11 protein-coding genes are annotated in these 14,627 nt (G+C 59.0%); 5 read left to right on the top strand and 6 right to left on the bottom strand.

What is annotated here, in order from left to right; translation table 11 throughout:
- The first annotated feature begins 127 nt into the window (after window positions 1-127).
- On the top strand, window positions 128-4,132 hold the full coding sequence (locus ORG26_RS13375) for a S8 family serine peptidase (RefSeq protein ID WP_266362531.1): 4,005 nt from the start codon (window positions 128-130) through the stop codon (window positions 4,130-4,132).
- Between the two features lie 56 nt (window positions 4,133-4,188).
- Entirely contained in the window at window positions 4,189-4,836 is a 648-nt protein-coding gene (locus tag ORG26_RS13370; RefSeq protein WP_266362529.1) for a deoxyribose-phosphate aldolase, read from the top strand.
- A 94-nt stretch (window positions 4,837-4,930) separates the two neighbouring features.
- Here the strand turns inward: ORG26_RS13370 and ORG26_RS13365 are convergent, their stop codons facing one another.
- Window positions 4,931-5,857, bottom strand: a complete 927-nt coding sequence (locus tag ORG26_RS13365; RefSeq protein WP_266362527.1) for a carboxypeptidase-like regulatory domain-containing protein — start codon at window positions 5,855-5,857, stop codon at window positions 4,931-4,933.
- Window positions 5,858-6,000: 143 nt separating this feature from the next.
- Here ORG26_RS13365 and gcvT point away from each other — a divergent pair, with 143 nt between their 5' ends.
- Together gcvT and ORG26_RS13355 are read left to right on the top strand one after the other, a co-directional pair.
- Entirely contained in the window at window positions 6,001-7,089 is a 1,089-nt protein-coding gene (gene gcvT, locus ORG26_RS13360; RefSeq protein ID WP_266362525.1) for a glycine cleavage system aminomethyltransferase GcvT, read from the top strand.
- Window positions 7,086-7,805, top strand: coding sequence for a 2-phosphosulfolactate phosphatase (locus ORG26_RS13355; RefSeq protein ID WP_266362523.1), 720 nt, complete (start codon window positions 7,086-7,088; stop codon window positions 7,803-7,805). The genes gcvT and ORG26_RS13355 overlap by 4 nt, the downstream gene beginning before the upstream one ends.
- Before the next feature lie 108 nt (window positions 7,806-7,913).
- On the opposite strand, the gene ORG26_RS13350 is transcribed toward ORG26_RS13355, so the two are convergent.
- The 4 genes from ORG26_RS13350 to ORG26_RS13335 all read right to left on the bottom strand — a co-directional run bounded on the left by ORG26_RS13350 (window position 7,914) and on the right by ORG26_RS13335 (window position 12,365).
- Window positions 7,914-8,150, bottom strand: coding sequence for an acyl carrier protein (locus ORG26_RS13350; RefSeq protein WP_266362521.1), 237 nt, complete (start codon window positions 8,148-8,150; stop codon window positions 7,914-7,916).
- A 113-nt stretch (window positions 8,151-8,263) separates the two neighbouring features.
- A complete protein-coding gene (locus ORG26_RS13345; RefSeq protein ID WP_266362519.1) occupies window positions 8,264-9,568 on the bottom strand; it encodes a TolC family protein in 1,305 nt (434 codons plus the stop codon).
- Window positions 9,569-9,602: 34 nt separating this feature from the next.
- Window positions 9,603-11,177: a DHA2 family efflux MFS transporter permease subunit gene (locus ORG26_RS13340; RefSeq protein WP_266362517.1), complete on the bottom strand. Its 1,575-nt coding sequence runs from the start codon at window positions 11,175-11,177 to the stop codon at window positions 9,603-9,605.
- Window positions 11,178-11,267: 90 nt separating this feature from the next.
- The gene (locus ORG26_RS13335) at window positions 11,268-12,365 is read right to left on the bottom strand and encodes an HlyD family secretion protein (RefSeq protein ID WP_266362515.1); all 1,098 of its coding nucleotides are present in this window, start codon (window positions 12,363-12,365) and stop codon (window positions 11,268-11,270) included.
- 160 nt (window positions 12,366-12,525) lie between these two features.
- On the opposite strand from ORG26_RS13335, the gene ORG26_RS13330 reads away from it, so the two are divergent.
- A complete protein-coding gene (locus ORG26_RS13330; protein ID WP_266362513.1) occupies window positions 12,526-13,026 on the top strand; it encodes a MarR family winged helix-turn-helix transcriptional regulator in 501 nt (166 codons plus the stop codon).
- A gap of 83 nt (window positions 13,027-13,109) precedes the next feature.
- On the opposite strand, the gene ORG26_RS13325 is transcribed toward ORG26_RS13330, so the two are convergent.
- Window positions 13,110-14,561: a Gfo/Idh/MocA family protein gene (locus ORG26_RS13325; RefSeq protein ID WP_266362511.1), complete on the bottom strand. Its 1,452-nt coding sequence runs from the start codon at window positions 14,559-14,561 to the stop codon at window positions 13,110-13,112.
- Between the last annotated feature and the right edge of the window lie 66 nt (window positions 14,562-14,627).

The following is a 14,627-nucleotide window of genomic DNA, read 5'->3' as shown; positions in this document are numbered from 1 at the left end:
CCCCAATAGATTTCCATATTTATTGGGGATATTTTTTGGAGGACCAGCACGTTAGCTCTCAGCAATTGGCATTTTATTATTAACTTCGTTGGCTATTCTGGTAACACCCCTACTCAACCGTTACAACATGTACTTTTCGCGCTGGCTTTTTTTGCTGACCGCAATGCTGGGTTTGGTCACTTCCGGTCAGGCACAACGTTCCCTCTACAGCCAGCAGCAGCGCACCATCATCGACCGGCTCCGCAGCGACCTGGCAAAGGACCGGGCCGACAATCTTCAACGGGCCATCCGGCTTGCCCGCCAGCGCAACATTCCCACCGAACAGGTCCGGGCGGACGGTACAGTCGTGATCGTTTCCGGCGTCGATGAACGCAATAACCTGCTGTTCGACGCCACCTACAGCGCCACGCGGGCCGGACAAACCACGCGGACTTCTTCGCTTTATGCCGGCGGCAGCCTGGGCCTTTCCCTCAACGGCAGCAGTCCGGCGGTCGCCAACAAAATCGGCATCTGGGACGCCGGACGGGTCCTCAATACGCACGTCGAACTGACGGGCCGGGTCACGCAGGTGGACAACCCGAGCCGTACTGACAACCACGCGACCCACGTAGCGGGCATTCTGGTCGGGGCGGGCGTCAACCCGCTGACCCGCGGTATGGCCTTCGGCGGACGACTGCGGGCCTGGGATTTTTCCAGCGATGACCCCGAAATGATTGCCGCCGCCCCGGACCTGCTCGTCTCCAACCACTCGTACGGCACGGTAGCCGGGTGGGTTTATAACGGCGACCGCAGCGGCGATGTCAAGTGGGAATGGCATGGCGACACCACCGTCAGCGCCACCGAAGACTTCAAATTCGGCCTTTACAACTTCGAGGCCCGGGACTGGGACCGGATTGCCTACAACGCGCCGTATTACCTCATTGTCAAATCAGCCGGCAACAACCACGCGGCCAACGGACCGGGTGCCGATCAGCCGTACGTGCTCATTAACCGCAACTCCATCAGCCGGACACCCCGCCGCGACCAGAACGGCTACGACCAGATTGCCACTTATGGCACCTCCAAAAACGTGCTGGTGGTTGGGGCGGTCAATACCATTTCTCCTGAATACACCCAGCCTTCGGACGTCCGGATTGCCAGTTTCAGCAGTTGGGGACCCACCGACGACGGGCGCATTAAACCGGATCTGGTGGGCGTGGGCGTCTCTGTCCTATCGGCCGGAGCGGCCAATAATGACAACTATCAGGCGCTGAACGGCACGTCGATGTCTACCCCCAACGTGACCGGCTCGCTGCTTCTTTTGCAGGAATATTACAATCTGCTCCATACCGGCCGGTTTTTGCGTTCGTCCACGCTCCGCGGCCTGGCCATTCATTCGGCCGACGAAGCCGGTAGCGCGCCCGGACCCGATTACCGCCACGGCTGGGGTCTGCTGAACACCGAACAGGCCGCCCGCGTCATTGCCAACGCCGACCGCAGCCATGTGCTGGAGGAACGCACCCTGGCGCAGAACCAGTCCCAAACGGTGCAACTGGTCGCATCGGGCCGGGGACCGCTGGTGGTGACCATCTGCTGGACGGACCCGGAAGGTACGCCCTCCCCGACCGGCCCTAATGGCCTGAACGACCGCACGCCCAAGCTCGTCAACGACCTCGACATCCGGCTCTCCAACGGCACTACGGTAACGCAGCCGTGGACCCTCGACCCCGCCAGCCCCGATCAGGCGGCCCGGCCGGGCGACAATGTGCTGGACAACGTAGAGCAGATTCGAATCGAAAATCCTGTTCCCGGCACGACTTACACCCTGACGATTTCGCACAAAGGCTCGCTGCGCAACACCCAGCAGGAATTTGCCCTGCTCGCCAGCGGCGTTGGCGGAACGGCCTACTGCGCGTCGAATGCCACCGGCCCGGGCGGTACGCAGATCGACCGGGTTCGTTTTGCCGGCATCGACCAGGCGGGCGCGGCAGGCTGCCAGCCCTACAGCAGCTTCCTGAACGTGACGGGCACCGTGGCTTCCGGCCAGCGTCTGCCGCTCGAAATCACAACGGGCAGTTGCGGCACAGCGCGCCCCGCCATTGTTAAAGCCTTCATCGACTGGAACCTGGACGGCGACTTTGCGGATGCGGGTGAACTGGTGGCTACTTCGGGTGAACTCTTGCCGGGAGCAACGTTTACGACCGAGATAACGGCTCCTCCGGGACTGACGAACGGACAAACCACCCGCCTGCGGATTCTGGCCGTCGAGACAACCAGCGCCGCACAGGTCCAGGCCTGCGGGACGTTTGCGACGGGCGAAACCCAGGAGTATCTGGTCCGGTACTCCCGCCCCCAGAACGATGTCGGGGTGACGGCGCTGCTGTCGCCGCAGGAAAGTTTCTGCCCGCAGAGTGCCCTCGAAATCAGCGTCCGGATTCGGAATTTTGGTACCGTTACCCAGAACAATATTCCGGTTACGGTTCGCATTCTAAAACCCGACAATACCCCGGTGGCCACCCTGACCGGCAACCTGCAACGGCCGCTCGGTCCTTTGCAGGAAACGGAATTTGTCCTTACGGGCCAGATTCCGCTGCAGTACGGACAACCGTATCGCTTCGTCGTTACGACCAACCTGTCCTCCGATCAGGATGCTTCCAACAACCCGTTTACGGACCAGCGAACGGTAGCGCAGGACCCGGCAAGCGACGCCCGTTTTACGGCTTCATTCTGCTCCGAAACGCCGGTGACGCTGCAAAATCTGGGTGCCGGAACGGCTTTCTGGTACGACTCCCCGCAGGGCGGCAACCTCCTCGGCGTCGGCAATCTGATCCGGACACCCATCCGAACGACGAACAACGTCTATTACGCTTCGCTGAACGAATTCAACGCGACGCTGGGGCCGGTGTCCAAACAGGACTTTACCGGGGGAAGCTACGCCGGAAACTTCGGGCCGCAGCCGCTGATCACCACCCAGGTACCGCTGATTCTGGAGAGTGCCCGGCTGTACATCGGGTCGGCGGGCCAGATCACTTTTACCGTCCGGAAGCTGGACGAAACGGTCGTATCGACGGTGACGCTCAACGTGACGCCCACCCGGAATCCCAACACGCCCGCCGGACAGCCACCCGCCGGACAGCTTTCCGACGACCCAACGGACCCCGGTGAAATTTATAACCTGAATTTGCGCATTCCCGAACCGGGCAATTACAAGATTACCATCGCCTACGACGGCGGCGCTTCCATTTTCCGGAGCAATTCGGGAGTCAGCGGTTTCCCCTTCGAAATTCCGGGAGTTGCCCGGCTGCGCGGCTCGCTTTTCAACAACGACACCATCCGGAACGCCTATTATTACCTCTACAACCTCCGGCTGCGTTCGCTGGGCTGTTCGGCCGGGCAGCGGACGCAGGTCACGGCCCAGTCGGCCACGTCGACGCTGGCGACCGTAACGGCAACCGGCCCCACGAGCATCTGCCGCGGCGAGTCCGTCACGCTGCGGGCTCCGGAATCCCAGGCGGTGACCTACCAGTGGGTACTCAACGGCAACGTCATTCCGGGCGCGACGACCGCCACGCTGGCGGCCACCGAAAGCGGCGCTTATGCCGTGCGGGTGACGGGCACCTGCGCGCCGGTCCTGTCTGAACCGCTGGCCGTGACCGTCCGCGAACCCGCCCGGCCCACCCTCACCCGCAACGGCTTTACGCTGACGTCCAGCGTGGCGACCGGCAACCAGTGGTTCCGCGACAGCGTAGCCATTTCTGGCGCTACCGGCTCCAGCTTCCAGGTCACGCGGTCCGGCCGCTACGCCGTGCGGGCCAGTCCCAACGGCTGCGTACCGCTGCTTTCCGAGGCGGTCAGTGTGGAGGTCATAACGGGCCTGGAACCTCATTCGGGCGGTTCCCTGCATCTTTTTCCGGTGCCGGCCACCCGCGAACTGACCATTGAGTTTGAACCCGTTGCCGCTACGGGCGAAAAGTATACGGCGGTCCTGACCGATGCGCGGGGCGTCCCGCTTCAGACCCTTACCCTGCTTAAATCCGGCCGAGTCTTCAGTCGGGTGCTGGACGTCAGTACGCTGCCGGGCGGCCCTGTTTTTGTGGCCATCCTGAATGAAACGGGGGTCATTCTCCGGCAGGGGCGTTTTCTGAAATTATAGAAGAAGTTTACGTTTAAGGTTTGTTGTTGATGAAATGACAAACCTTAGACGGCCCCATGCTCTACTCCCATCTGGAACGAACGCTGCTCCATCCTGCCGTAACCATCGATGAACAGTTTGCCGCGCTGGAAGAGGCCATTCGCCTCGGATTTGCCGGACTTACCGCCGCGCCGTTCTGGATTAAAAAATGGCGCCGCGAACTGGGCGAACAGCACCCGCTCGCGCTTACGGCCGTGATCGGCTATCCTTTTGGCTACCAGCGCACGGAGGCTAAACAGCTGGAAGCCGAACTGGCGCTGAAAGACGGAGCCAGCGAACTGGAGATGGTCGTCAACACTTCGGCGGTTTTTTCAGCCTCTTCGGGTTGGGTCAAGGTCGAGATTGCCAAACTGGTGACGCTGGCCCACGCTCACGAAACGCCGCTGACCGTGGTGCTGGAAACGTCGCTTCTGCCCGACGAATGGACCCGCAAACTGGTCAAAACGGCGGCCGATGCAGGCGCAGATTTTCTAAAAAACGGTACAGGTGCGTTGGAAACAACCTTTTCGATTGAAAAGGCGATGGCGTTTCGGCAACTGGTCCCGGCCTCGGTCGGCGTGAAAGTGCTGGGCGACGGAGCTACCAATTCGGAGATGAAGCAGTTAGTGGAAGCCGGAATTGACCGGATTTGCGTGAGTCGGTTCGCGCCGATTGACGTGGATTGAAGCGCAGAAAATCGCTGATTTTATCGGCGAAAATCGGCGGTCAAAATCGGCGTCAATCGGCGGGAAATAAAGAATGCGTCTCCAGCAGCGAACCTCAGTTCCCCACCACCATCTTCGCCTGAATGATCGGGTGTTCGCCGCCGCCGACGCGGGAGAAGGCCGAGTTGTGCCGCCGCCAGAATCCGCCGTTGACTCGCTCCCACACCAGCGGCGAGCGGATTTCCTTGGCAAAGCCCAGGTACTGGCCGTAGCATTCGAGCGCGTTGTTCTGCCCGTCGGGCATTTTGAAACCTTTGGAAAAATAAAACTTCTGGTCCTGCGTCGCCAGCCATTCCATCGCCACAAAAACGCCTTCGCGGGGCAGCCGGATGCCAAACTGCGTCAGGTCTATCTCGACCCAGCTGTTGCCGCGCCGGGCCGAGGCAATGACGCTCCGGGGCAGCAGGTCCGGTCCGGGTTCGTTGTCCACATTGGCGTAGACCCGCACGCGGAACGGGGCCGTCGGGGCGCCTTCCTTGTCGATAAAATACGAAACTTTCTGAAGATAGCCGGTCTGGCCGCGGGCGTTCCGCAGCAGCAGCGCGTACTCGATGTTGCGGCCGGAACAGTTGCCCCAGACAAACGAAACCCGCCGCCGCAAAGCGCCCAGCGTGGCTACTTTCGCCTTTTTGCCCCGCCGCCGGACCGTCACTTCGGCCAGTTGGGTGGCTTTCGGGCGCATCAGGAGCTGGATGTCTCCGGTGAGATCGGCGAGCAGCGCGGTGGTGTCGTGGAAGCCCACGCAGGAGACCAGCAGCGTATCGACGCCCGCCGGAATCCGGGCCGTAAACCGTCCGTCGACCCCGGCATAGGTGCCGAAGCGGTGCTGGGGGTCGGTGACCAGGGCGTAGGACACCGCCGCGCCGTCGCCAACCGTTTGGATGCGGCCTTGTACGACGCGCTGGGCGACGCCGGGCGATATACTGAGAACCAGCCAAAAAAGAATTAAAAACGCTGCTTGCCGGTACGGTGAGTGACGCATGGAAAACCGTCTAAATTCGGTAGATTTGCAACTTATTTTTTTAACGAGTAAAACCGATTCTCGGGACAGCCTGCCTGCTTTTTGCCGCAAAAATAGCGTTTTACCGGCAGATCAGGCCTATTCTGAAAACTTCATCCGCCTTCATGGAAATAAAACACATCCCGTTGGAACCGATTCACCAGCAGCTTGGCGCAAAGATGGTGCCATTTGCCGGTTACCTGATGCCGGTTCGCTATTCTTCCGATATTGAAGAACACCAGACCGTCCGGAACGGCGTCGGCATCTTCGACGTCTCCCACATGGGCGAATTTATGCTGCGGGGCGAGCGCGCCCTGGAGCTGATTCAGAAAGTGTCGGCCAACGACGCTTCGCTGCTTTACGACGGCAAGGTGCAGTACAGCTACCTGCCCAACGGGCGCGGCGGCGTGGTCGATGACTTGCTGATTTACCGCCTCAGCGAAATCGAGTACATGCTGGTGGTGAACGCGTCCAACATCGAAAAGGACTGGAACTGGATTTCGAGCCACAACGACATGGGCGTCGAGATGTACAACATTTCCGACGATATGTGCCTCTTCGCCGTGCAGGGCCCGCTGGCCGCGCAGGCGCTGCAGCCGCTGACCGACGCCAAACTGGATTCGATGTCGTATTACACCTTCGAAAAAACCAACTTCGCCGGGCAGGCCAACATCATCGTTTCGGCGACGGGCTACACCGGCGCGGGCGGGTTTGAGATTTACGTGGCCAACGAACAGGCGGAGCGTGTCTTCAACGCCATTATGGAGGCCGGGAAGCCCTTCGGCATCAAGCCCATTGGCCTCGGTGCCCGCGACACGCTGCGGCTCGAAATGGGGTACTGCCTGTACGGCAACGACATTTCCGACGAATCCTGCCCGCTGGCGGCCGGGCTGGGCTGGGTGACCAAGTTCTCGAAAGATTTTATCGATTCAGAAGTGCTGAAGCTGCGCAAAGCGGAAGGCGTGGCCCAGAAATTGATTGGTTTTGAAATGATTGACCGGGGCATTCCGCGCAGCCACTACGAACTCTGCGATGCCGACGGCAACCCGCTGGGCGAAGTAACCTCCGGTACGCAGTCTCCGACGCTCAACAAAGGCATCGGTATGGGCTTCGTTCCGACGGCTTACAGCAAACCCGGCACCGAAATTTTTGTCAAAGTCCGCGACCGGCTCCTGAAAGCGCAGGTGGTGAAGACGCCTTTTGTGAAGAAATGAAAAATATTGACGTTTGCCTTACCCCCGACTTGTTACACCTCCACACGGCTTCGCTCGAAAACTCGATTGTGGTGGTAGCCGATGTGTTCCGGGCCACCTCCTGCATGGTGACGGCGTTTGCTCACGGCGTGGACAGCATCACGCCCGTAGCCACGATTGAAGAGTGCAAGGACCTGCAGAACCGGGGTCTTCTGGCTGCTGCCGAGCGCAACGCCCGCATGGTGGACGGATTCGACCTCGACAATTCGCCGTTCAGCTACATGGACGAGCGGCTGATGGGCGCCCGGATTGCCATGACGACGACCAACGGCACCTACGCCATCACCAAATCGCGGCAGGCCGTGAAAGTGCTGGTCGGCTCGTTTCTGAACCTGGAAGCGATCGCCCGGTATCTGAAATCACAGCAGTACGACGTGATGGTGCTGTGCGCGGGCTGGAAAGGCCGGCCGAATCTGGAAGATACGCTGTTTGCCGGGGGCCTCATCGACCGGCTGAAAGACGACTACATGATGGCCGAAGACAGCGCGATCATGGCGTGGCGTCTGTATTGTCAGGGAAAAGACGATCTGCCGGGCTACCTGGCCAACTCGTCGCACGTACGCCGCCTGCACCGGCTGGGTATTCAGAAAGACATCGTTTATTGCCTCCAGCACGACCTCTTCGACGTAGTACCGGTACTGCGGGGCAATACGCTGGTGTGTATGGAGGTGCAATAGGTCGAATGATTGAATTTTGAATGATAGATTGATTGGCTCCGTATCAATGGTAGTAAACTGCGAAGCCATTCAATCAATCTATCATTCAAAATTCAATCATTCCTTAGTTCAGGCGATCTGAACGTTCTGTTCCCGTTCGAGGTAATTGAGGACGCCCTGAAGAGTGGTAAGTTTGGAGTAATCTTCGTCGGGGATCCGGATGCCGAATTCCCGTTCGAGCTGCATGATCAGGTCTATACTGTCGAGGCTGTCGAGCCCCAGGTCGCGGGTGAAATGAACGTCGTTGGTGATGGCGGAATCCTGTACGCCAAAATTTCCAAGAATTTTAATAACACGCTCTTTCATAGCTACTTGCTGTTTTTCAGGTTGTGAATAGGTATTTGCAGATCCGCGAGGCACCTTATTATATCGTACGAGCATATATGACCGTTTGTTGTACGCAAACCCTTCCTTTTTATTTAAAGGTTGTCGCCCAACAGCCGTTTTACCTCCAGCTGGTTCAGGAGTAACTGGTATTGAAAGCTAAGTTGTGCCAGCCCCGCTTCCTCTATACCCGTTTCGGCGCTTTCTAGTTCCACATTTGTAATAACTCCGTTTTTTAGTCTTGTACGGGCAATCTCCAGCGCTTTCCGGGCCTGCAGGACCTGCGTGTTGGTGTTCTGCAATTTTTGCTGGTTCGAGCGAATATCGGCGTTCAGCTGATCGAGTGTCTGCCGGAGCTGGGCGCTGGCATTTTCGAAAGCGAACTGGTTGGCAGCGACCGTAATAGAAGCCGCCTGCTGCTGTAACCGGGCCCGTTTTCCGGAATAGATCGGTACGTTCAGATTCACCCCTGCCGCAACGTTGAAACGCAGCTGGTTAATGTCCGGCAAATATCCGTTTTTATACCCAGTCGCTCCCTGAAACGTGATGTTCGGTAGTCCTGCTTTGCGGGCGACTTCCACGTCGGTCTGAGCGGCGCGCAGCCGGTCGGCAACCAGTTGAAGCTCCTTGTTGCCGGTCTGGGCCGCCTGCATGGCGCTTTCCGGATTGACCAGCGTGACGGCCGTTTCCAGCGGTACGGTGGCCGCATTCAGCGTCGGAACGGGAGCGCCGGTCAGATAGGCCAGCAATGCCCGTTGTTTCTCCAGACCGTTCTCCAGATCAATGCGGCGGTTTTTGGCCGTTTCCAGCCGGACCTGCTGCGTCAGAATGTCGAACTCCAGGGCGTCGCCGTTGCGCAGGCGGTTGGCAATGATCTGTAAATTCTGGCCCACCACCCGGATGACGGAATCCTGCACGACCATGCTTTTTTGCAGGAAAGCCATGCCGTAATACGCCGCCGCTACCTGATAATCGAGGTTATGACGGGTCATTTCGAGGCTGTGGACCAGCGCCTGCACGTCGTCCTGCGCCCGGCGGATGGCGGTTTCTGTCCGGCCAAAGTCGTAAATGGTCTGCGAAACGCCCACCTGCGCGTTGAGGTTGTGGTTGGGCATAAACTGCAGCGTGACCTCGCGCCCGTTCAGCGGCAGCGTCGGCTTCGGCACGGGATTGATATACTGATAACCGGCCGTGGCGGCCACCGTGGGCAGAAAACCCGAGCGGGCCACATCGACCCGGATCTGCCCGGCTTTCAGTTGCTGCGCCTGCTCTTTGAGGCGCGGAAAGTTGGCGTGGGCCTGCGTCAGAAGCGTTTTCAGCTCGTCCGGGACCGGCTGGGCCTGCACGGCCGCCGCCCCGAGAGCCAGCGCAATTCCTATAATTTTAGCGATTGATTTCATGAAAAACAGTGTTTGTTCAGGTTGCGAACGGCCGTTAGTGCGCCGCGTCGGCAGCCGCTTTCGCCGCGGCCGGGTCCATTTTTTTTGGTTTCAGCAACAGCAGCAGCGGGAGCGTAAGCACAAAGAAGGTCCCCGCAAGCCGGAAGGTATCCAGGTAAGCCGTCATCAGGGCCTGTCTGGAAATCAGGAGGTCCATCGTTCGGTACGCGCCCTGTAAGGCTTCGAGCGCGTTGACGCCCTTGGCGGCCAGTCCCTGCGTCAGCGCCGTCAGCCGGTCGACCGTCGCCGGGTCGCCGTCCTGCAGATGCGATACCATGTCCATCCGGTGAACGGCCGTCCGCTGGGTGATGTAGGTATTGGTGATGGCCACGCCAAACGCGCCGCCCAGCTGCCGCACCATGTTGGTGAAGGCAATGCCCGTCGGGAGGTCCCGCGGGTGCAGGGTCGAGATCGACTGGTTGATCAGCGGGGCGTTCACCAGCGCGAGTCCCGCGCCCCGGATCAGCAGTGCAATGGTATAATCCCCATTCGACGCATCCGCGTTGTAGGTCGACATCAGAAAACAGAACGTCATGAACGCAAAGTAGCCCAGCGTCACGAACAGACGCGGCGAAACGCCTTTGGCCAGCGACCGTCCGACAATCGGAAAAATGAACAGGGTAATCACCCCGCCCGGAATGAGCAGTTCGCCCGTCTGCGTGGCCGTGTAGCCGCCAATGCGCTGCGCAAACAGCGGAAAAAGCAGCACGGAGGTAAACAGCCCGTATCCGACCACAAATACCAGAATGGAGCTCAGGGCCAGGTTCCGGTTGCGCAGGACTTTGAGGTCCATCACCGGGTCTTTGGTCCGCAGTTCCCACCAGATAAACAGCGGAATCGTTACCACCGCCAGCACACTCAGTACGAGGATAGCCTTGCTGTCGAACCAGTCGTCGGCTTCGCCCCGCTCCAGCACGTACTGCAGACTGCCCACGCCAACGGCCAGCAGCAGAATCCCGAGCTGGTCGATGCTGATTTTGCCGCGGTCGATGTTGTACTCGTTGGGCTGCTTCTGGACGTAGGTGGATGTCAGGTACACGGCCAGCGCACCGACCGGCACGTTGATGAAGAACATCCAGCTCCAGTGGTAATTGTCGATGATGTAACCGCCCAGCGTGGGGCCGATGGTCGGGCCGAGCACGATTCCCATGCCGAAAACCGCCGAGGCAATGGGCCGCTGGCTGGGCGGAAATACGTCGTACATGATGCCTTGTGAGGTAGACAGCAGCGCCCCGCCGCCGATGCCCTGCAGAAAACGGAAGAACACCAGCGTCCAGAGGTCGCCCGCTATGCCGCAGCCGTAGGAGGCCAGCGTAAAGAGGATGATGGAAGCGATGTAGTAGTTTTTCCGCCCGAAGTAATTCTGCAAAAAGCCCGTCATCGGAATGACGATCACGTTGGCGATGGCGTAGGACGTCACCACCCACGAAATATCTTCAATCGTGACCCCGAGGTTGCCCGCCATCTGCGTAATGCCGACGTTGACAATCGAGGTGTCGATCAGTTCCAGAATGGCGGCAGATACGGCCGTGATGACGACAATCCACCGCCGAAAACCCGTTACTTCCATAACTTTTGTGAGTTAGGAGTTAAGAGTTACTGCCGCTGATCTTGGACCTCGCAGTAGAATAACTCACAACTCGCAATTCGTATCTCTTATTTATTGAACGTTCACGGCGGCTTCCACGCTCAGACCGGCCCGGAGCAGTTCCTTGTATTTGGCCGGATTCAGGATTTCGATCTTGACGGGCACACGCTGGGTGACTTTGACGAAGTTGCCGGAGGCGTTGTCGGGCGGCAGCAGGGCAAAACGGGCCCCGGTCGCCTCAGAAAGCGACGTCACCCGACCTTCCACTTTCAGGTTCGGATACGCATCCACGCTCACTTCGACGGGCTGTCCCACACGCATCTTTTCGAGTTGGGTCTCCTTGAAATTGGCAATTACCCAGAACGTTGAATCGTTGACGATGGTGAACAGGGCCTGACCGGGCTGCACGTACTGCCCCGCCACGACGTTCTTCTTCCCGATCTTCCCGGAAATCGGTGCGGAGATGGTGGCGTAACTCAGCCGGAGCCGGGCGTTTTCCACGGCCGCTTCCTTTACTTTCAACAGGGCTTCCACTTTCTTGATGGCCGCTTCGGCGCGGGCGATGGCTGCCGTCGAGACCGCTTCCGAAGTCTGGGCGAGGCGTACCTGCTGGACCGAAGCCTCGTACTGGCGGCTCTGCACGTCGGCGTTGCTGCGCGAATCTTCCAGTTGTTTCTGCGTCAGCGACTGGCCCTGAAACAGATTCTGATCGCGCTGAAGGTCCTGACGGGCTTTGTCGCGGCGGGCGGCCTGAACGGCGGCGTTCGACTCGGTTACGTGCCGGTTCTGGGCGACGTTCTGGCGGTTGGCGCGGGCCGTTTGCAGATCCGCCCGGGCCGTTTGCAGGTCGGCGAGCGTCTGCTGATAATCGGCCTCCGCCTGGCGCAGGGCCACTTCGTATTCCTGCGGATCGATGGTCACCAGCGGCTGGCCCTTCCTGACCACCGCATAATCTTCGACATCGACGCCCTGCACATAACCAGCAACCCGGGCCAGCACCGGCGCCGTGCTGCCTTCAATCTGGGCATTGTCGGTCGTTTCGTAATGCTGGCTGTGGCGATACGACCGGAAGCCGTACAGTCCGCCCGCCGCCAGTAAGATCAGCAAAATCACCCGGGGAAGGTACTTCCGCACCGGCGATGCTGCATTTCCCTGTTGTTCCGTTGCCATGATTTCTAAATTTTGTAGTTAGTTTGGGTGAAACCGGATTATTTCAATATTTCGTCAACCCGGTTGACTAATTGACACAAAAGTAAACCAAGTTGACTATATAGTCAACCAAATTGACTACATTTGTTGGAATTATTTTCACCCTATGCCACCGACGGACATGACTGCTGAAGGAGAAGACACCAAATTTGATTTTTCCGTTATCACCAAAGCCCGGGAGCGGTCTATGGGAAGGCTCATGTGGCGGCTCAAACGGTATTGGGACGGCGTTGTGGAGGCGCAGCTGGAAAAGCTGGGATTTACCGATTTCAAGTTGAGCTTTCTGGCGCTGCTGACGCATATCGACGAGCAGGGCACTACCAATAGCGAACTCGCCCGGCGCGCCTGCGTTACCAAGCAGGCCATGAGCAAGATGGCTACGGTCCTTGAGCAGGACGGCTACATCCAGACCCGAAAACACGAAAAGGATTCACGCAGCAGCATCATCTTCCTGACCGAACGCGGCCAGAACCTGCTGGTGGCTATTTTCAGCGCCATGCGGGAAGTACGGCGGCAGTTTCACGAAGTGGCCGGCGAACAGCGCATGGAAGACATGATCGATACGATGCTCCTGCTGGTGAAGCACCTCGATGAGGTAGAAAGCCGAGCGAATGACGAATGACTGAATGATTGATTGACTGAATAGCTCCGCGGTGCTGGAATTAGCGAAGCCATTCAGTCATTCAAAATTCAATCATTCAGTCATTACAAGGAGTAACTCCCCCGGTACTGGCGACGCACGAAGGCGTTGGCCTGGTCGAAGTTGGTGATTTTCATGTTCTGGCCGTCCCAGAACAGTTTTTTGCGGCCGGGGAAATTGAATCCGCCGCCCGTTCGGGGTTCGCGGTGCAGGAAGCTCCGGGTGGCAAGGTTACCCATCAGGACCGTTTCCGTCAGCGGACCGGACTCGTCGAACGACGAACTGGTGTAGGCTCCGTACCCCTGCTTGCAGGCTTTGACCCACTGTTGCTGGTGGCCGTCGGTTTTGCCTTCCACGAGCGGCTTCTTTGGCTCCGGCAACTTTTTATCGCTGAATTTTTCCTCCGGATAAAGGCGCGGATTGTTACCAAACAACTCGCCCGATAGAATGCCCTTCGTTCCGATGAACAGCATGCCGCCGCTGGGGTCCGAAAACACTTTTTCGTACGGCAGCCCTTCCGGCAGCTGCGGCCGGATGCCGCCGTCGAACCACGACAGTTTGATTTCCTTCACCTTCCGGTCGTCCGACGGAAACGTGAAGTGAATGGCGGAGGAGGGCGGACAGACGTCGTCGAAGAACGCCTCTTTGAAAAAATCGGCGTAAACGGACCCAACGCTGCATTCGACCGAGGTCGGATAACCCAGTTTCAAGGCCCGAAACGGCACGTCCACAAAGTGACAGCCCATATCCCCGAGCGCGCCCGTTCCGAAATCCCAGTAGCCCCGCCAGCGAAAAGGCATGTAGGCTTCGTGATAATCCCGGACCGGAGCCGTTCCCAGCCACAAATCCCAGTCAACGCCCTCGGGTACCGGCTGCGTTTCGCCCCGGTCTTTGGGCGAACGGACGCCCTGCGGCCAGACCGGGCGGTTGGTCCAGCAGTACACGGTATGCACTTTACCGATCACCCCGTCCTGAATCCAGGTTTCGATCTGCCGGGTGGCGTCGCCGCTGCTGCCCTGGTTGCCCATCTGGGTCACCACGCGGTACTTGCGGGCGGCCTCGGTGAGCATCCGCGCTTCGTATATGTCGTGGGTCAACGGTTTTTCGACGTACACATGCTTGCCCAGCTGCATGGCCGCCATGGCAATCGGCGCGTGCATATGGTCGGGCGTCGTGACGATGACGGCGTCGAAGTTCCGGGACTCTTTGTCAAACAGTTCGCGGTAATCCCGGAAGTACGGCGCTTTCGGAAACATGGCCCGGTACTTCGTCGCCATCCGGTCGTCTACGTCGCAGAGCGCCGCGATGGTGTCCGAGCCGTTGTTGAAGGCCTGTTTGATGTTAAAGTCCGCTTTACCTCCGCAGCCAACGGCGGCGATGTTGAGTTTGTCGCTCGGGGCAACGAAGCCTTTGCCGCCCAACACGTGACGCGGCACGATGAAAAAGCCCGCCGCGGCCAGGGCTCCGGTCTGCAGAAACGCGCGGCGCGAAGAGATCGCAAGGTTGTCGGGTTTCATGGTGGTCAGGAGAATTTGGTGAATTTTGAATGTCGAAAGTTACCCGAACCGGTAGTTTGTTGTCGC

Source organism: Tellurirhabdus rosea (assembly GCF_026278345.1).
GTDB lineage: Bacteria > Bacteroidota > Bacteroidia > Cytophagales > Spirosomataceae > Tellurirhabdus > Tellurirhabdus rosea.
This window is presented reverse-complemented; position numbering and strand designations above follow the sequence as displayed.